We start from the raw sequence: 16385 nt of genomic DNA, 5'->3' as shown, positions 1-16385 counted from the left end.
CTTTACGACGACGAATGGCTGGGCCGGTTACCCGACGGGATGAGTTCAGCTCACTTCAACTTGCCGTGGCAGAGCTTGAATTTTTTACCTGAACCGCAGGGGCAAGGATCGTTGCGGCCCACCCGAGGCATCGCCGCGCCGAGCACAGGGCTGGCTTTTCTCTGCGATTCTTCATCCAACGTCGTCTCTACTTCACCGGTTTCAGTCGGTGCGGTGTAGGTGACATTGGCGATGTTTTCTGCCCGGTTTTCATATTCTTCAGCCACCTGCTCAAGTTGCTCGCCCGACTGAACTTTGACCGTCATCAATACTTTGGTGACTTCGTTTTTGACGCTGTCGAGCAATTGACCGAACAATTCAAAAGCTTCACGTTTGTATTCCTGCTTAGGCTGCTTCTGCGCATAGCCACGCAAGTGAATGCCCTGGCGCAGATAATCGAGCGCGCTCAGGTGGTCCCGCCATTGGGTGTCTATGCTTTGAAGCAGTACAACGCGTTCAAACTGGGTGAAATTTTCTTCCCCGATTTTTTCGACCTTGTCGGCAAATGCAATATTGGCCGAAGCGATGACTTTCCCAAGCACGTCCTCGTCGCTGAGAGCAGTGGCCGTATCCAGTTCCTGGCGCAGGGGCAACTCTATCTGCCACTCTTCACTCAATACTCTTTCGAGCCCGGCCACATCCCACTGTTCTTCGACACTTTCAACCGGCACGTACTGCCGCGTCAAATCCGTGAAGCAGCCTTCGCGCAAAGATGCGATTTGTCCCTGCAGGCTGTCGGCGTCCATGATGTCGTTGCGCTGCTGGTAAATCACCTTGCGCTGATCGTTGGACACGTCGTCGTATTCCAGCAGTTGCTTGCGGATGTCAAAGTTGCGTGCTTCCACCTTGCGTTGCGCAGATTCGATACTGCGCGTCACGATCCCCGCTTCGATCGCTTCGCCATCGGGCATCTTCAGCCGCTCCATGATGGCCTTGACACGGTCCCCCGCAAAAATGCGCATCAACGGATCATCCAGGCTCAGGTAAAAGCGCGATGAGCCGGGGTCGCCTTGCCGCCCCGACCGTCCTCGCAACTGATTGTCGATACGGCGCGACTCATGGCGTTCGGTTGCAATAATCCGCAGTCCGCCTCGCGACTTCACCTGCTCATGTTCCTCCTGCCACTGAATCCGCAAGCGAGCCATTTCAGCTTCTTTCGCACTTGCATCCATTGCCTCGTCGGCTTCAACCGCTTCAATCAATTTTTCGACGTTGCCGCCCAATACGATGTCGGTACCTCGACCTGCCATGTTGGTGGCAATCGTGATCATATTCGGGCGTCCCGCCTGCGCCACGATGTCCGCTTCACGGGCATGCTGTTTGGCATTGAGTACCTGGTGCGGCAGTCCTTCCTTCACCAGCAACTGGTCAATGATTTCGGAATTCTCGATCGACGTGGTGCCGACCAGCACCGGTTGGCCGCGCTCATAACACTCGCGAATATCCTTGATGGCCGCTTCGTATTTTTCGCGCGTAGTTTTGTAGACACGATCAAGCTGATCTTCGCGCCGGCTGATTCGATTCGGTGGGATAACGCTGGTTTCCAGTCCATAGATTTCCTGGAACTCGTAGGCTTCGGTGTCGGCGGTGCCGGTCATGCCGGCCAACTTACCGTAAAGGCGGAAATAGTTCTGGAAGGTAATCGAAGCCATGGTCTGATTTTCAGCCTGGATCTGAACATCCTCCTTGGCTTCGACGGCCTGGTGCAGACCATCGCTCCAGCGGCGGCCCGACATCAACCGCCCGGTGAACTCGTCAACAATCACGACCTCGCCCTCTTGGACGACGTAATGCTGGTCCCGGTGGTACAACAAATTGGCGCGCAGGGCCGCATATAAATGATGCATCAACGAAATGTTGGTTGGATCGTAAAGCGTGGCCCCTTCCGCGATCAAACCAAAATTGAACAGAAGACGCTCGGCACTTTCATGCCCCTGCTCGGTTAGAAACACCTGGTGTGTTTTCTCATCGATGGTGTAGTCGCCAGGTTTAGTCACACCCTCACCCGTTCTAGGATCCGCTTCTCCCTCCTGCAGCGTCAGGAAGGGCACGACCTTGTTCATCGCGATATACATTTCGGTGTGGTCTTCGGCCTGGCCGCTGATGATGAGCGGAGTGCGTGCCTCGTCGATAAGGATCGAGTCCACCTCATCCACGATGGCGTAGTTCAGCCCGCGCTGTACCCGGTCCGCTACCTCGTACACCATGTTGTCACGCAGGTAGTCAAAACCGTACTCGTTGTTGGTGCCGTAGGTGATATCGGAGTTGTAGGCAGCCTGCTTTTCCTCCCGCGACATATTGGGCAAATTGATGCCGACTGTCAGGCCCAGAAAGTTGTAGAGCTTGCCCATCCAGCGCGCATCGCGACTGGCAAGGTAATCATTGACCGTCACCACATGCACGCCCTTACCGGTCAATGCATTCAGGTAAACCGGTAGCGTCGCGGTGAGGGTCTTGCCTTCCCCGGTGCCCATTTCCGAAATCTTGCCGTTGTGCAGTGACATTCCGCCCAAAATTTGCACATCAAAGTGGCGCATCTTCATAATGCGTTTGCTGCCCTCTCGCACCACGGCAAAGGCTTCTGGGAGAATTGCATCGAGTTCTGCGCCTGCGGTCACCCGGTCCTTGAGCTCCTGAGTTTTGGCGCGCAACTGGTCGTCGTCGAGCTTCTCATACTGGGGTTCCAGTGCATTAATTTGTTCTACGGTTTTGCGGTAGGTTTTGAGCAGCCTGTCGTTGCGGCTACCGAAAATTTTAGTCAGAATATTAGAAGCCATAAATGCGAGGCCGCATTGCCGGCTCCCGTGAGCTGGCATTGCGGCCGAAATCCCTTATTGAGTACGGAACTTACGTGTGGGCGCTAGCAGTCAGTTCAACTGTGCGCAAACCCTCTGATTTTAACTCTGCCAAAAGACCCCGCGTTTGCTCACCTTCAAATGATGGAGGTGCCAGGAAGCGCAGAAGATCCCGCTGTGGTGGATAAGGCGAAAGATGACTGCAGTTTAAGGTAAAAAAGCTCACACAGGAAATGTCGTAGGGCGGCTCGCAACCACCATCGTTCTCTCGTTTTAAAGCAAAAGAACCGCTAGTTCGCCGGTGCTTTCTGCAAGGTTGCCATGGGGAGCCGGGACATGGCTACTGCGCCCAAAGAAGATGCTGGCAAGTGCTTTCCAGCGGTCAGAAATTTCTGCGGATCCTGAAAAACGCCTTGCACCAGCACCTCGAAATGCAAGTGCGGACCGGTAGAGCGCCCGGTACTTCCCACTTCCGCAATTTTCTGACCCCGTTTGACGAGATCGCCTTTTTTTACCAGCACCCGCGACGCATGCGCGTAACGCGTTATCAACTCGTTACCATGATCTATTTCCACCATATTGCCATAAGCCGGGTGGTATTCCTGCGCCACAACCACACCCCCCGCAGCAGCAAGAATGGCGGTACCGGGTTCCGACGGGAAATCCAGGCCGGTATGCAGGGCGGAGCGGCCGTTAAAGGGGTCGATCCGCCAACCAAAAGGTGAGCCGAGGTTGCCGTTGGTCACAGGTTCCTGGTTCGGCACCATCATTTTTTTGACCTTCTGGTCAAAAAGACGCGACTCCATGACGGTCATCAAATCCGCCCGCTGGTCGGTCAGTTGGTCCATATCTGCCATGGTCGTCTGAAGCTCTTCCATGGTAAGCGAACGCCCGGCTATCAGAACCCCCCCACTGCCAGGCGTCGACTTGATCTCGTTGGGATTGATGCCTGCCAGTCCGGACACCCGTTCCCCAAGTGATTCGAGCTGCAGCAGCTTGGCCTGCATTTCGCCGAGACGCTTGGCCATCATGTCGAGATTCTCGCGAAGAAAGCGCTCACGCTGGTCAGACTCATCCTTGACCATCAGCTTCACCAGGGATCCAATCACCGGCCAGCCCTCACGTGCGCCCTTGAGAAACACCCAGTGATACAGGCCCGCAGCCACTACCATGAGCGCCAATGCAGCAACGAAACCAGTCAGAATGAGTCTTGTGCCGCTTAAATAGATGGCACGGCTTTTGGCGAGCCATGCATCCGTGATAATCAATTGCACTTGTCTACCTTTCTAAAAGCTTCCGCTTATTCCGCAGAGTTCCGAAAACCGTGAATCCAATTCGGCACCTTCCCCTGGTTCTTACCGTGCATCAGGCGGCTGAGAACTCACCGTCACTGGCAAAGCTGACAGCGCTGGTCCAGGATTCCAACGAGCGGCTCAAGGCAATTGAGTCGTTGCTCCCTGAAGCCCTCCGCCCTGCCGTCATGGCCGGTCCGATCGACGGCGAAAGCTGGTGCCTGCTGGTGAGCAGCAGCTCAGCCGCTGCAAAAATCCGGCAACTGCTTCCCCTCATCCAAGCCCAGCTGCTTCGCAAAGGTTGGAAGGTTGCCTCAGTTCGGCTGAAGGTGCTCATCGCGAAAAAGTAACGCCTGGACAAAGGTTTACCGGATACCTGGCCCGCGCGGTTTTTAGCAGTGACCTTGCTTTTTCTACTAAATTTGACGTCGCTTGCCCGAATGCTGTTTGACTACAAGAAAAATTGGTCAAAAATTCTGATAACTGGTGCCGCTTGTCGGAATCGAACTGACGACCTACCGCTTACAAGGCGGTTGCTCTACCAACTGAGCTAAAGCGGCAAAAATCTTATTTTACTTGACCCGCGTGAGCGAAGGTCGCGTGCGTGGCGGTGGCTCTGGGGGTTCTGAGGAATCGGAATCCTGCTCGGCGACACCCGGCGAACTTTCAGGCACAAGCTGCATGAATCTGTTATCTGGTGCATCCATGGAGCCCGTCGCAGCAGACACCAGGGTCGGTGCCGAGGCGTCCAACGCGGCAGGGCCCGCATCCTTCCCCGCCGCAGCGGTCACCATGGGAAACGCCATCCCCTGCCCGTTTTCGCGGGCATAAATCGCTATCACATGGCTGATGGGAACCAGAATCTCCCGCGCACTACCGGCAAAACGCGCCTTGAACTCAATGAACTCATTGCCCAGCTGAAGCGCGCTGGTTGCCGCGAAACCGATGTTGAGGACAATCTCGTTGTTCTTGACGTACTCCCGCGGCACCTGAACGCTTTCATCCACCGAGACGGCCACATACGGTGTGAAGCCGTTGTCAGTGCACCACTCATACAAGGCCCGTATCAGGTAAGGGCGCGTTGAAGCGGAGTCCAGTGCATTCATGAATTCAGCCAAGCTTCTTGCTCCGGATATCTAATGTGGCAATTACTTGCGCATCACTTTCTCGGAGGGCGTCAATGCTTCAATGTAAGCGGGTCGCGAAAAAATACGTTCAGCGTACTTCAGAAGCGGCGCGGCATTTTTAGACAAGTCGATGCCATAGTAGTCCAGGCGCCAAAGGAGCGGTGCAATCGCCACATCCAGCATGGAGAAATTGTCACCGAGCATGAACTTGTTTTTTAGAAAAATCGGCGCCAGCTGGGTCAGACGATCCCGGATATGCAGACGGGATTTTTCAAGCGCCTTGTCATTTCCCTTGGAGGCACGTGATTCAAGCGCGCTGACGTGAACGAACAGCTCCTTTTCAAAATTCAGGAGGAACAACCGGACGCGCGCGCGGTCAACCGGGTCACCAGGCATCAGTTGCGGGTGCGGGAAGCGCTCGTCGATGTACTCGTTAATGATGTTCGACTCGTACAGAATCAGGTCGCGCTCGACCAGAATCGGAACTTGTCCGTACGGATTCATCACGTTGATGTCTTCGGGCTTGTTGTAAAGGTCCACGTCGCGGATTTCGAAATCCATGCCTTTTTCGAAAAGCACAAAACGGCAGCGGTGTGAGAAAGGGCAGGTTGTGCCTGAATAAAGGACCATCATGATTCGGAACTCCTGAAAACAAAAGAGTGGAGGCTAAGAATTTAAACTTGAGCCATCCACTCCGAAGATGCCGGGGCCCTACCAAAGCGCACCCACAGCACATTAATCGGCGAGAAAATTACTTGATGTCTTTCCAGAACGCCGCATTCAAGCGCCACGCGACAAACGTCAAGCCAAGAAGAAAAATCAGTACCCAAACCCCGACACGTACCCGGGTATTTTGGGCTGGCTCGCCCATCCACTGCAGATAACCCACGAGGTCCCCTATAGTCTGGTCATATTGGAGCGGCGTCAGGGTGCCGGGCGTAACTTGCTGCCATCCCTTCAAGACCGACACCTTATGACCATGCTCTTCTTGCTCTAAGTACACCGGCTTGCGCTCACCCTGCAATTCCCACAGCACGTGCGGCATAGCCGCGTTGGGGAAAGCCATGTTGTTCCAGCCAGTGGCTTTGGTATCGTCGCGGTAGAAGGTCCGGAGATACGTGTAAAGGTAATCGGCACCCGACCCACCAGCGCCAGAACGCGAACGGGCAATCACCGTCAGATCAGGCGGGTTAGCGCCAAACCACGCTTTCGCCTGTTTTGGGTCAATCGCGGATTTCATCGTTTCACCGACTTTATCGGTGGTGAAGAGCAGGTTTTCCTTGATTTGCTGATCGGTCAGGCCGAGGTCTTTCAGGCGGTTGAAGCGCATGAAGGCGGCCGAGTGACAGTTCAGGCAGTAGTTGACAAAAAGCTTAGCCCCGTTTTGCAGTGAAGCCAGGTCGTTGGTCTTGCTGGGCGCTTTGTCCCAGGCGAAGCCACCCTCCGCAGCCTGCGCACCCGCGACCAGGCCAACCGTTGTAATCAAGGCGAAAATGAATTTTTTCATTGTGTAGGTCTCCAGCTCAGTGGGCGGCAAACGTCACGCGGTTCGGGACGGGTTTGAACGTGCCCAGTCGGCTCCACCACGGCATCAGCAGAAAGAAGCCGAAATAGAACAGGGTGCCGATCTGAGACAGCCGTCCACCAAGCGCTGAAGGTGGCTGCACGCCAAGATAGCCCAGCACGAAAAAGTTGATGACGAAAATCCCGTACAGGTACTTGTTCCAACTCGGACGATAACGGATAGATTTGACCTCGCTATTGTCCAACCAGGGCAGGAAGAACAGGATGACGACAGCACCACCCATCACCACCACGCCCCAGAACTTGGCATCAATGGTCAGCATGGCAGCGACTACCGCCACCGTAGCACCCACGATGACAGCCTTAAACAAAATACCGATTTTCGCCTTGACCACACCCAGCACCGCACCCGCAAGCACGCAGGCAATGAGCGCGTACATCATCTCGCCAGTAATGGCTCGCAACATAGAGTAATAAGGTGTGAAATACCAGACGGGGGCAATATGCAAAGGAGTTTGCAGCGGGTCGGCAGGGATGAAATTGTTGTACTCGAGGAAGTATCCGCCGAACTCTGGCGCGAAGAAGATGATGGCCGTAAAGATCATCAGGAACAGACACACGAAGAAGATGTCGTGCACCGAGTAGTACGGATGGAACGGAATGCCGTCCAGCGGGTGACCGTTGGCATCGCGCGGTGCGTTCGGGCCTTTGATCTCAACACCGTCAGGGTTATTGGAGCCCACTTCGTGTAACGCAATGATGTGCGCAACTACCAAGCCCAGCAGCACCAGCGGTACGGCAATCACGTGGAACGAGAAGAAACGATTCAAGGTCGCATCACCAATCACATAGTCGCCGCGGATCAAAAGCGCCAGGTCGGGGCCGATAAATGGGATGGCGGCAAACAGGTTCACGATCACCTGGGCGCCCCAGTAGCTCATCTGACCCCAAGGCAAAAGGTAACCCATAAACGCTTCCGCCATCAGCGCCAGAAAAATTGCGCAACCGAAAACCCAGATCAACTCTCGCGGCTTCCGATAACTGCCGTACAGCAAACCCCGGAACATGTGCATGTAGACGACGATAAAGAAGGCTGAAGCACCTGTGGAGTGCATGTAGCGAATCAGCCAGCCCCACGGCACATCACGCATGATGTATTCGACAGAGCCGAACGCAAGGGCCGCATCCGCCTTGTAGTGCATCGTCAGGAAAATGCCGGTGACGATCTGAATGACCAGTACAAGCAGTGCGAGCGAGCCAAATACATACCAAAAATTGAAGTTTTTCGGTGCATAGTATTCGCTCATGTGCTCTTTAAAGAGCTTGCTGGCGGGGAAACGGTTGTCGACCCAGTTCATCGCTTTGGCAGCGAACGGAGCATCTTGAGAAATTTCTTTGAATTCAGCCATAACTGATCCTGGTTTGGTGGAGTTCTTTGGCAAGCGCCTGCTATTGTGGCGTGAGACAGGGTTCAGACGCTGGCTGCAAGGTCTTGCGAAGGAGTTTGTGGCCTTCAGGCCTTTTTATCGTCACCGATCAGCAGCCTTGTGGCTGACAGGTACTTATGCGGCGGCACTTCCAGATTGTCGGGTGAAGGCTTGTTTTTGTAAACGCGGCCAGCCATATCAAAAGTGGAACCATGGCAGGGGCAGAGCCAGCCCCCGGCCCAGTCATCCGGCAACGACGGTTGCGGGCCGGTTTTAAACTTATCCGAGGGCGAACAACCAAGGTGCGGGCAAATACCCACCACTACCAGTGTTTCGGGTTTGATGGAGCGGTTTTCGTTGAGGGCGTATGCAGGCGTCCAGTCTGGCAGCTTGCGCTCGGACTTGGGGTCGGCCAGCAAACCATCCAGTTTTGGCAAAGTTGCCAGTTCTTCGGGCGTTCTTCTGACAATCCACACGGGCTTGCCGCGCCACTCTACCGTCATTTTTTCGCCTGGTTTCAAGGCTGAAATATCGACTTCCACCGCGGCTCCCGTTGCTTTGGCTTTTTCAGAGGGCTCGAAGGAGCTGACAAAGGGAACGGCAACCGCCGCGACGCCCGCGCCACCCATGGCACACGTGGCTACGATCCAGTTTCTTTTATCTTTATCGATAGTAGTGCCTTGGGGCACACCAATTACACTTGCTTGGGTCATGAAGGTCCTTCAAGAACTTGCTTGAAAAAGGCATACGAGGATCAACCGATGATTGTAGCGGAGAGCGAAGCCGTTTCTCAAAGAAGACCGCTGGTCGCGAGCCACTTGGGCTTGCCAGGGAACTCCCAACTGTGGGCTTTTGAGGCAGTTGCCGCTTCGTTTGGAACAATGCTGCACGATGGCGGCCCGAATCCCCTTAGCCGTGATAATCACCGGCCTGAGATCGCCAAGCACGATCAACAAAAAACCATCAATAGCAGGAGAACCTCATGGGAATGGTCCAGGAATTCAAGGAATTTGCCGTCAAAGGCAATGTAATTGATCTCGCCGTAGGCGTGATCATCGGGGGCGCGTTTGGCAAGATTGTCGAGTCCATGGTGGGAGATCTGATCATGCCGGCGATCGGCGCAGTGGTGGGGAAGCTGGATTTTTCCAATCTGTTCATGGTCATGGGCAGCGTACCGCCCGGGACCGTGAGGACACTGGACGCGCTGAAAAAAGCGGGCGTTCCGGTGCTGGCGTACGGTAGCTTTATCACGGTAGCGGTCAACTTTGCCATCTTGGCTTTCATCATTTTTCTGATGGTCAGGCAGATCAACCGGCTCAAGCGCCAAGGCGAAGCCGCGCCTTCGGCACCTGCCGAAAACATCCTTCTGTTGCGCGAAATTCGCGACAGCCTTAAACGCTAGAGCTTGAACTGTAGGCAACTGAATTGGTGCCGTCGCGATCAGTTAAGCCGCCCGATTTGACTTTTCCGCCAGCCGGCGCGCCGTTCGGATAGCGGCGACCAGACTGGAAGGGTCGGCCCGGCCGGTCCCGGCAATATCAAACGCAGTGCCATGGTCTGGGCTGGTTCGCACCAGAGGCAGGCCCAGCGTGACGTTCACGCCCTGCTCTACGCCCAAATATTTAACGGGAATCAACCCTTGGTCGTGGTACATCGCGACCACCACGTCAAATTCACCGGGTTTACGTAGGGTATTACGTGCCCGCATGAAAACGGTATCAGGCGCAAACGGGCCACTGACGTGCAAGCCTTCGTCAGTGGCAGCGGCAATGGCGGGGGCAATGATGAATTGCTCCTCGGTACCAAACAGGCCGCCCTCACCCGCATGCGGATTCAGGCCTGCCACCGCGATGCGGGGCGGCCGCCCCAAGCTGGCGCCCATAGCCCGGTGCGTGATCTGCAACGTCTGCAGCACGTTGTCAAAAGTCACGGCCTCAATGGCCCGCCTCAACGACAGGTGAATACTGACCAGCACGGTTTTCAGTTCGTCATTGGCCAGCATCATGCGCACCGGAACCTCACTGAGCGCCCGACCCAGGAACGCAGCGGCTTCTGCTTGCAGCAGCTCTGTATGGCCGGGAAAACCTGCCATTCGCCCCCCGGCAGCGGCCAGGGCCGCCTTGTGAATTGGAGCGGTCACCATACCCGCCGCTTCCCCCGCGAGGACGGCGCGGGCCGCCCAGACAATACAGTCGCCCGCAGCTTTTCCAGCCAAAACACTCACCAGCCCATAAGGGACAGGCGCAAGCAGATCACATCTTTGCAGCACGGGAATACAGCGCGGCGGGATGGAGGAGACTTCGTTCAAGTTATCGAGCTGCGCTACCGGCAAAGCCAGTGGCGCGGCTGTCAGCGCGGCAGCGCGACGCAAGGTGGCCACGTCACCTACGACGACACAACACGCCAAGTCGACAGGCCAATCCCGAAAAGCTTTGGCGATAATTTCAGGGCCGATGCCAGCAGCATCGCCCATGGTAATGAGCAGGGGTTTAGTCATGTTGGCTTGGTTGCACGAGCGGTGTCAGGCAGGGTTGTCAATATCGATAAATTGGTGGGTCAGGCCGAGCTCTGCCGCGACATGCCCCGCCAATGCGGGGGCACCAAAACGCTCTGACGCATGGTGACCGCACGCGATGAAGGCTACGCCCATCTCGCGCGCGTAGTGCGCTTGCGGTTCGGATATCTCGCCGGTAATGAAGGCCTCCGCGCCCGCCGCTATCGCGGCCTCAAAGTACCCTTGCCCCCCGCCGGTACACCACGCTATGTTTTGTACAGCACCAACCACTCCTGCAGCTTGTACGAGATATACAAAAGATCGATCCAATACAGTTTTAACGTGATCAGCCAGCGCAGCGGCGCTGGCAAATTGGCCGCCATCCGCCCGAACTCCAAGAAAACCCAAATCCTGCTCGCCAAACCGTGCGCTGGCTTTTAAACCGAGTTGCAGGCCCAATTGCGCGTTGTTGCCCCATACCGGGTGGGCATCCAGCGGCAGATGGTAGGCAAACAGGTTAATGTCGTGGGCCAACAGGAGGGCCAAACGCTGCTTCATCCATCCCGTCACGCAGCCGTCTTGCCCCTGCCAGAAAAGACCGTGGTGCACAAAAATCGCATCGGCCTGCGCTTCGATGGCGGCTTCGATCAGGGCCCGACTCGCAGTCACGCCGGACACAATTTTCCCTATCCGCAGTCGCCCCTCCACCTGCAGGCCGTTGGGGCCATAGTCCTTGAAGCGCGCGGGCTGCAACAGCGCATCAAAGGCGTGCAGCAAATCCTGTCGGTTGGTGCTCATGCGCTGATTGTCTCAGGAGGTGGAGGGCACAAAAGTTTTTTGGATATATTACGGACCTGGTGCACACAGGTTCGGACGCGTCCTCGCCGGCTTGCGGGCACAATACGGTCATGCAGCCCGTACTTCAATCCGACGCGGCTGCATACCGTTCAATCCCTTTTTAATGGCCAACTGACCACTCTTTCACCCATGAAGCGCACTTGGCTCCTGTTTTCCCAAACCGTCACCGTTGTGCTGGCGGCTTATTTTGTGGTGGCCACACTGAAGCCGCAGTGGCTGGACAGAGGGGCCTCTCTGCGCGGTGTAGCAGTCATTCAAGCACCTGCCAGCATCGCGCCGCGCGGGGGCGCCCCGGTCGGAAGTTTCGCCCTGGCCGCAAAGCAGGCCTCGGCGGCGGTGGTCAGCATTAACACCAGCAAAGCTGCAGCCAAAAACCCGAACGCAGACGATCCTTGGTTCAAGTTTTTCTTTGGCGACAAGAGCTCTGGGGAGCCTCAGAGCGGCTTGGGTAGCGGCGTCATTATCAGTGCCTCCGGCTACATATTGACCAACAACCACGTAGTGGAAGGTGCGGACGATATTGAGGTGATTCTTAACGACACCCGCAAGGCCAAGGCCCAAGTGATCGGCACCGATCCAGACACCGATTTGGCCATTCTCAAAATCGATCTGGACAAACTGCCAGTCATCGTCCTGGGCAATTCGGACGCACTGCAGGTCGGCGATCCGGTGCTGGCCATTGGCAACCCGTTTGGCGTGGGCCAGACCGTAACCGGCGGCATCGTGAGCGCACTGGGTCGAAACCAACTCGGCATTAACACGTTCGAGAACTTCATCCAGACCGATGCCGCCATTAACCCCGGGAACTCGGGCGGCGCGTTGGTCGATGTGAACGGCAATCTGATGGGCATAAATACGGCGATTTACTCGCGCTCAGGCGGCTCAATGGGTATCGGTTTCGCCATTCCCGTGTCCACGGCGAAACAGGTGCTGGAAGGCATTGTTAAAGACGGTCAGGTCACACGCGGCTGGATCGGCGTTGAGCCGCAGGACCTGAACCCCGAATTGGCAGAAACCTTCAACATCAAACCGAGCGCCGTAAAGGCGGGAGGGGTGATCATCACCGGCGTGCTGCAAAACGGCCCGGCCGCGCAGGCAGGCATACGACCGGGCGACGTCATCACGGCCGTCAATGGAAAGTCGGTTGGCAACGTGAGCCAGCTGCTAACCGCCGTCGCAGCGCTTAAACCCGGCACACCGTCACCGCTGACCGTGCTGCGCAAGGACAATCAGACTGAAATTCCGGTAACGCCCGGTAAGCGACAGCGCCCCAAGGTTCCGCAATGAAACAGATCTGGCTTTGATTTACTACCGTTTTAAGCGCGACAAATATCCCCATTAATCCGGCACCCTGCCGATTAGATGAACTTCTTTCGTCAGGGTCCAAAAATGGTGCTGCGCACCTGACGTGGTTACGGCCGAAAACTTCGGTAGTTCACGAACGTCAGGATTTCGCAGCGTCTGTGTCGCCATCGGACGCAGGGGCTTTGGTGTGCTTGATGAATACCAAAGCCGCAAGAATGCCGATCTCGTACAAGCCACCGACCACCATGAGCAGCATGATCATGGAGCCCGCATCGGGCGGTGTAACCATCGCGGTGCCAATAGCGGCAGCCACCCAAAAATAGCCGCGGTACTGGCGCAATTGGGCAATGCTGAGCAACCCCATGCGAACCAGCAGAATCACCGCAATCGGCACCTCAAAGGCCAAGCCGAACGCCAGGAACATACCGAGCACGAAGTTAAGGTATTCCTCAATGTCTGGTGCAGCGGTGATCGACTTGGGCGCAAAGCTCTGGATGAACTTGAACACCTGGCCAAACACAAAGTAGTAGCAAAACGCCACCCCTACAAAAAATAACAAGGTGCTGGAAACGACCAGCGGCATGACAAGTTTTTTCTCGTGCGAATACAACCCGGGCGCCACGAACGCCCAGACCTGATAGAGCACCACGGGCAACGCGACCATGAACGCGGCCATGAAAAGAATCTTGATGGGTACCACGAACGGCGAAATGACGTTGGTAGCGATCAGCGTGGCCCCCTTGGGCAAAGCGGCAACAAGCGGTGCCGCCATCAAGTCATACAGCGCGCCAGGACCGGGAAACAACGCCAGAACGGCGGCGGCGATACCAATTGCAATCACCGCCTTGATCATCCGGTCGCGCAATTCCACAAGGTGCTGCACGAAAGGTTGTTCTGTGCCTGCGAGTTCGTCGGGCTTGTCGGTGTGGGGGTCGCTCATGAAGGAAGTTTGCGCTGAGTGGGTTGCGTGAGAGGGCGCGCTAATAAGCGAGAGAAGGAGGAGGATAAATCAGGCATTGTGGCCAGGCAGCGGACGGAATCGCGCTACTCGCGCTGCGCCGGACTGAGCCTTGGTGCGCCTACCTGTGCGCGCTTTATACCATTGCGGCGTAGCGCCCTGTTTCAGCCGCCACTTCTTTTTTGGATGCCGGTATTCGGGGAAAATCTCAAGCTGGGGAACCGCGCTGGTAGCGGCGCCGCTGGTGGCGTCAGCCCATGATTTCTCAAAATCACTGGCATTGGTCTGGATCGAGTGTTCAACGTCCCGGGCAGCCCCTTCGACGGTCTCTTTCATCTTCTTAAGCTCATCAAGCTCCATGGACCGGTTGACCTCTTGCTTGACATCGGCCACGTAACGTTGCGCTTTGCCCAACAAAGTGCCCACAGTACGGGCGAGGCGAGGCAACTTTTCTGGGCCAATCACAATCAGTGCGACGGCCCCGATCAAAGCGATTTTGGAAATCCCGAGGTCAATCATTACAGGCGAGGCGTTAAAGTTGCTGTAGACGCGGCAAGCTGTCTCGAATTACGGCTTTTGCCGCGCTTCGACGTCAATGGTGGTCTTGTCAGCCTTATCAGGCGCCTGCGCATTGGTGACCTGACTGGCGGGCTTGTCTTCAGCGGGCTGCCCGCCTTCTTTCATGCCTTCTTTAAAACCCTTGACTGCGCCACCCAAGTCACTGCCCATGTTTTTGAGCTTTTTGGTGCCAAACACCATCACCACGATTAACAGCACGATCAACCAGTGCCAAATGGAAAGTCCACCCATGTTTTGCTCCTAATCTGTAAATACAGGTTTGCGAATTCTCATGCGAATGCTTTGATTCTAAAGGCCCAGCGCACGAACCGCTGAGTACACCCACTGCATTGCAGGTTGATGTTAGTACCTTCGCCGCCCCAAGGGTTCCCAAGCTCCCGACACCGGTCAGCCTTTTAGCCAGGGTCTGGCGCCGCCAATCACATGAAAATGCAGGTGATGTACTTCCTGCCCGCCTTCCGTGCCAGTATTGACGACAATGCGAAAACCGCCCTCTGGATAAGGATTGCATCCCTGCTCCAACGCCAATTGAGCCGCCAGCACCATCATGCGCCCCAGCAGCGACCCGTGCTCAGGGCCGACCTGCGCCATCGAGGGAATATGCATCTTGGGAATAATCAGAAAATGTACGGGCGCCCAGGGCTTGATGTCATGAAACGCGAACAGCTCGTCGTCCTCGTACACTTTTTTACTAGGAATCGCGCCAGAAGCGATTTTGCAAAAAATGCAATTGTCAGAAGTACTCATGCGGTGGCCAGGATTGTTATGAATTCTTATTTCTGAAATCGACGTGCAGGTCAGGAAAAGCGGTCGCTGTTAAAGCGCATCCAGCCTCGCACGCAGCGGTACAAATACCATAACCAGACGATGCCGTAAGCAACCACACCCGGCAACATCAGCAACAGCCATAAGGGCGACAGCAGGACCAGCCATAGCAGCGTCCACCAAAAGGTGCGGATCATGTAACTGTGGTGATCGATATACAGCGGGTCAGATTCGTCTGCACGGCGGATGTAATTGACGATGAGCGCTATCACCGCAAAAACACCACCACTGAACCAGGCCAGCGTGTGCAGGCCATACAGCACATGCATCACGGTGCGATCGTTAGAGTTCTTGATGTCGATGTTGGCCAAATCATTTTCCATGGTTGATGCCTTGGTTCAAGTCTTGCCGACCGCCTCGCTTGCGTCGCGATGTTGCGCCTTGCGCAGCGCCTTTTCCTCAATCCCACTGGTGCCTTCGCGGCGCTCCAACTCGACCATCACGTCGGCGGGGCTCAATCCGTAGTGGACCAGCGCGATCAGGCTATGAAACCATAAATCAGCAACCTCGCCAACCAGCTTGGCCTTCAACCCGGCTTTGATCTCGACCGTATCGCCGCTGTAGTCGAGGTCCTTGGCGGCCATTACGGTTTCAGTGGCTTCTTCGCCAATCTTTTTCAGGAAAGCGTCCGGGCCCTTCTGCAACAGACGCGCGACATAACTTTTATCCGGGTCGCCGCCTTGGGCTGGCAGGCGGCTTTCAATAATTTGCGCCAGGCGCTGGAGGGTGTCGTTAGAAGACATATTGGTTCAGTTCAGGCTATTTGTAGATGCTGGCGGGGTCTTTCAAGACCGGCTCGGTGACGACCCACTCGCCGTCTTTGTAAAGGCTGAAAAAACAACTGTGGCGGCCGGTGTGGCAGGCAATTCCAGGCTCGTGGCCGAGTTGCGTTACCTTGAGCAGGATCACGTCGTTGTCACAGTCGAGCCGAATTTCATGCACCGTCTGAATGTGACCTGACTCTTCGCCCTTGTGCCACAAGCGTCCGCGCGATCGGCTGAAATACACCGCATGGCCCAGCTCGGCGGTTTTTTGCAGCGCCTCACGGTTCATCCACGCAAACATGAGCACATCGCCGCTGGAAGCTTCCTGCGCGATGACCGGGATCAAGCCCTTGTCGTCCCAACGAATGTTGTCTAACCAATTCATGATTTATATTGTC

At 55.9% G+C, this 16385-nt stretch carries 19 protein-coding genes and 1 tRNA gene; 3 read left to right on the top strand and 17 right to left on the bottom strand.

Features of this window, described 5'->3' with window-relative positions:
* Positions 1 to 50 precede the first annotated feature (50 nt).
* Complete coding sequence (gene secA, locus HHJ16_RS16455; protein WP_296902354.1) at positions 51 to 2816, bottom strand: preprotein translocase subunit SecA; 2766 nt, start codon at positions 2814 to 2816, stop codon at positions 51 to 53.
* A gap of 308 nt (positions 2817 to 3124) precedes the next feature.
* Positions 3125 to 4108: a M23 family metallopeptidase gene (locus HHJ16_RS16450; RefSeq protein WP_296902352.1), complete on the bottom strand. Its 984-nt coding sequence runs from the start codon at positions 4106 to 4108 to the stop codon at positions 3125 to 3127.
* 50 nt (positions 4109 to 4158) lie between these two features.
* On the opposite strand from HHJ16_RS16450, the gene HHJ16_RS16445 reads away from it, so the two are divergent.
* Positions 4159 to 4476, top strand: a complete 318-nt coding sequence (locus tag HHJ16_RS16445) for a hypothetical protein (protein ID WP_296902350.1) — start codon at positions 4159 to 4161, stop codon at positions 4474 to 4476.
* 134 nt (positions 4477 to 4610) lie between these two features.
* Here HHJ16_RS16445 and HHJ16_RS16440 read toward each other — a convergent pair.
* The 6 genes from HHJ16_RS16440 to petA all read right to left on the bottom strand — a co-directional run bounded on the left by HHJ16_RS16440 (position 4611) and on the right by petA (position 8917).
* Positions 4611 to 4686: transfer RNA gene (locus HHJ16_RS16440), tRNA-Thr, on the bottom strand.
* Positions 4687 to 4698: 12 nt separating this feature from the next.
* A complete protein-coding gene (locus HHJ16_RS16435) occupies positions 4699 to 5232 on the bottom strand; it encodes a ClpXP protease specificity-enhancing factor (protein WP_296902349.1) in 534 nt (177 codons plus the stop codon).
* Between the two features lie 42 nt (positions 5233 to 5274).
* Entirely contained in the window at positions 5275 to 5886 is a 612-nt protein-coding gene (locus HHJ16_RS16430; protein ID WP_296902348.1) for a glutathione S-transferase N-terminal domain-containing protein, read from the bottom strand.
* A 118-nt stretch (positions 5887 to 6004) separates the two neighbouring features.
* Entirely contained in the window at positions 6005 to 6760 is a 756-nt protein-coding gene (locus HHJ16_RS16425; protein ID WP_296902346.1) for a cytochrome c1, read from the bottom strand.
* Positions 6761 to 6776: 16 nt separating this feature from the next.
* Complete coding sequence (locus HHJ16_RS16420; RefSeq protein WP_296902345.1) at positions 6777 to 8186, bottom strand: cytochrome bc complex cytochrome b subunit; 1410 nt, start codon at positions 8184 to 8186, stop codon at positions 6777 to 6779.
* 104 nt (positions 8187 to 8290) lie between these two features.
* Entirely contained in the window at positions 8291 to 8917 is a 627-nt protein-coding gene (gene petA / locus HHJ16_RS16415) for a ubiquinol-cytochrome c reductase iron-sulfur subunit (protein ID WP_296902344.1), read from the bottom strand.
* Positions 8918 to 9186: 269 nt separating this feature from the next.
* Between petA and mscL the strand changes: the two genes are divergently transcribed.
* Positions 9187 to 9606, top strand: coding sequence for a large conductance mechanosensitive channel protein MscL (gene mscL, locus HHJ16_RS16410; protein ID WP_296902342.1), 420 nt, complete (start codon positions 9187 to 9189; stop codon positions 9604 to 9606).
* 42 nt (positions 9607 to 9648) lie between these two features.
* Here mscL and pdxA read toward each other — a convergent pair whose 3' ends face one another.
* Positions 9649 to 10701: a 4-hydroxythreonine-4-phosphate dehydrogenase PdxA gene (gene pdxA, locus HHJ16_RS16405; RefSeq protein WP_296902340.1), complete on the bottom strand. Its 1053-nt coding sequence runs from the start codon at positions 10699 to 10701 to the stop codon at positions 9649 to 9651.
* Positions 10702 to 10725: 24 nt separating this feature from the next.
* Entirely contained in the window at positions 10726 to 11496 is a 771-nt protein-coding gene (locus tag HHJ16_RS16400) for a Nif3-like dinuclear metal center hexameric protein (protein WP_296902338.1), read from the bottom strand.
* A 189-nt stretch (positions 11497 to 11685) separates the two neighbouring features.
* Here HHJ16_RS16400 and HHJ16_RS16395 point away from each other — a divergent pair, with 189 nt between their 5' ends.
* A complete protein-coding gene (locus HHJ16_RS16395; protein WP_296902336.1) occupies positions 11686 to 12843 on the top strand; it encodes a trypsin-like peptidase domain-containing protein in 1158 nt (385 codons plus the stop codon).
* 157 nt (positions 12844 to 13000) lie between these two features.
* On the opposite strand, the gene tatC is transcribed toward HHJ16_RS16395, so the two are convergent.
* The 7 genes from tatC to hisI all read right to left on the bottom strand — a co-directional run bounded on the left by tatC (position 13001) and on the right by hisI (position 16372).
* Entirely contained in the window at positions 13001 to 13801 is an 801-nt protein-coding gene (tatC, locus tag HHJ16_RS16390) for a twin-arginine translocase subunit TatC (protein WP_296902334.1), read from the bottom strand.
* Positions 13802 to 13870: 69 nt separating this feature from the next.
* Positions 13871 to 14338, bottom strand: a complete 468-nt coding sequence (gene tatB, locus HHJ16_RS16385; protein ID WP_296902332.1) for a Sec-independent protein translocase protein TatB — start codon at positions 14336 to 14338, stop codon at positions 13871 to 13873.
* A gap of 48 nt (positions 14339 to 14386) precedes the next feature.
* Positions 14387 to 14629 (bottom strand): Sec-independent protein translocase subunit TatA, encoded by a 243-nt coding sequence (tatA, locus tag HHJ16_RS16380; RefSeq protein WP_296902331.1) that lies wholly within the window; start codon positions 14627 to 14629, stop codon positions 14387 to 14389.
* Positions 14630 to 14785: 156 nt separating this feature from the next.
* Positions 14786 to 15145 (bottom strand): histidine triad nucleotide-binding protein, encoded by a 360-nt coding sequence (locus HHJ16_RS16375; RefSeq protein WP_296902330.1) that lies wholly within the window; start codon positions 15143 to 15145, stop codon positions 14786 to 14788.
* 50 nt (positions 15146 to 15195) lie between these two features.
* Positions 15196 to 15546, bottom strand: a complete 351-nt coding sequence (locus HHJ16_RS16370) for a hypothetical protein (protein WP_296902328.1) — start codon at positions 15544 to 15546, stop codon at positions 15196 to 15198.
* A gap of 15 nt (positions 15547 to 15561) precedes the next feature.
* Positions 15562 to 15966, bottom strand: coding sequence for a phosphoribosyl-ATP diphosphatase (locus tag HHJ16_RS16365; protein WP_296902326.1), 405 nt, complete (start codon positions 15964 to 15966; stop codon positions 15562 to 15564).
* A gap of 16 nt (positions 15967 to 15982) precedes the next feature.
* A complete protein-coding gene (gene hisI, locus HHJ16_RS16360) occupies positions 15983 to 16372 on the bottom strand; it encodes a phosphoribosyl-AMP cyclohydrolase (RefSeq protein ID WP_296902324.1) in 390 nt (129 codons plus the stop codon).
* Positions 16373 to 16385 lie beyond the last annotated feature (13 nt).

This window comes from Polaromonas sp., assembly GCF_012927485.1.
Classification (GTDB): Bacteria; Pseudomonadota; Gammaproteobacteria; order Burkholderiales; family Burkholderiaceae_C; genus Polaromonas.
This window is presented reverse-complemented; position numbering and strand designations above follow the sequence as displayed.

Bases quoted from the DNA above. Each gene is read 5' to 3' on its own strand.
- HHJ16_RS16425 (WP_296902346.1), bottom strand. From the start codon at position 6,760: ATGAAAAAATTCATTTTCGCCTTGATTACAACGGTTGGCCTGGTCGCG.
- HHJ16_RS16395 (WP_296902336.1), top strand. From the start codon at position 11,686: ATGAAGCGCACTTGGCTCCTGTTTTCCCAAACCGTCACCGTTGTGCTG.
- HHJ16_RS16435 (WP_296902349.1), bottom strand. From the start codon at position 5,232: ATGAATGCACTGGACTCCGCTTCAACGCGCCCTTACCTGATACGGGCC.
- petA (WP_296902344.1), bottom strand. From the start codon at position 8,917: ATGACCCAAGCAAGTGTAATTGGTGTGCCCCAAGGCACTACTATCGAT.
- HHJ16_RS16375 (WP_296902330.1), bottom strand. From the start codon at position 15,145: ATGAGTACTTCTGACAATTGCATTTTTTGCAAAATCGCTTCTGGCGCG.
- HHJ16_RS16430 (WP_296902348.1), bottom strand. From the start codon at position 5,886: ATGATGGTCCTTTATTCAGGCACAACCTGCCCTTTCTCACACCGCTGC.
- pdxA (WP_296902340.1), bottom strand. From the start codon at position 10,701: ATGACTAAACCCCTGCTCATTACCATGGGCGATGCTGCTGGCATCGGC.
- secA (WP_296902354.1), bottom strand. From the start codon at position 2,816: ATGGCTTCTAATATTCTGACTAAAATTTTCGGTAGCCGCAACGACAGG.
- tatC (WP_296902334.1), bottom strand. From the start codon at position 13,801: ATGAGCGACCCCCACACCGACAAGCCCGACGAACTCGCAGGCACAGAA.
- HHJ16_RS16365 (WP_296902326.1), bottom strand. From the start codon at position 15,966: ATGTCTTCTAACGACACCCTCCAGCGCCTGGCGCAAATTATTGAAAGC.
- mscL (WP_296902342.1), top strand. From the start codon at position 9,187: ATGGGAATGGTCCAGGAATTCAAGGAATTTGCCGTCAAAGGCAATGTA.
- HHJ16_RS16370 (WP_296902328.1), bottom strand. From the start codon at position 15,546: ATGGAAAATGATTTGGCCAACATCGACATCAAGAACTCTAACGATCGC.
- tatB (WP_296902332.1), bottom strand. From the start codon at position 14,338: ATGATTGACCTCGGGATTTCCAAAATCGCTTTGATCGGGGCCGTCGCA.
- hisI (WP_296902324.1), bottom strand. From the start codon at position 16,372: ATGAATTGGTTAGACAACATTCGTTGGGACGACAAGGGCTTGATCCCG.
- HHJ16_RS16420 (WP_296902345.1), bottom strand. From the start codon at position 8,186: ATGGCTGAATTCAAAGAAATTTCTCAAGATGCTCCGTTCGCTGCCAAA.
- tatA (WP_296902331.1), bottom strand. From the start codon at position 14,629: ATGGGTGGACTTTCCATTTGGCACTGGTTGATCGTGCTGTTAATCGTG.
- HHJ16_RS16400 (WP_296902338.1), bottom strand. From the start codon at position 11,496: ATGAGCACCAACCGACAGGATTTGCTGCACGCCTTTGATGCGCTGTTG.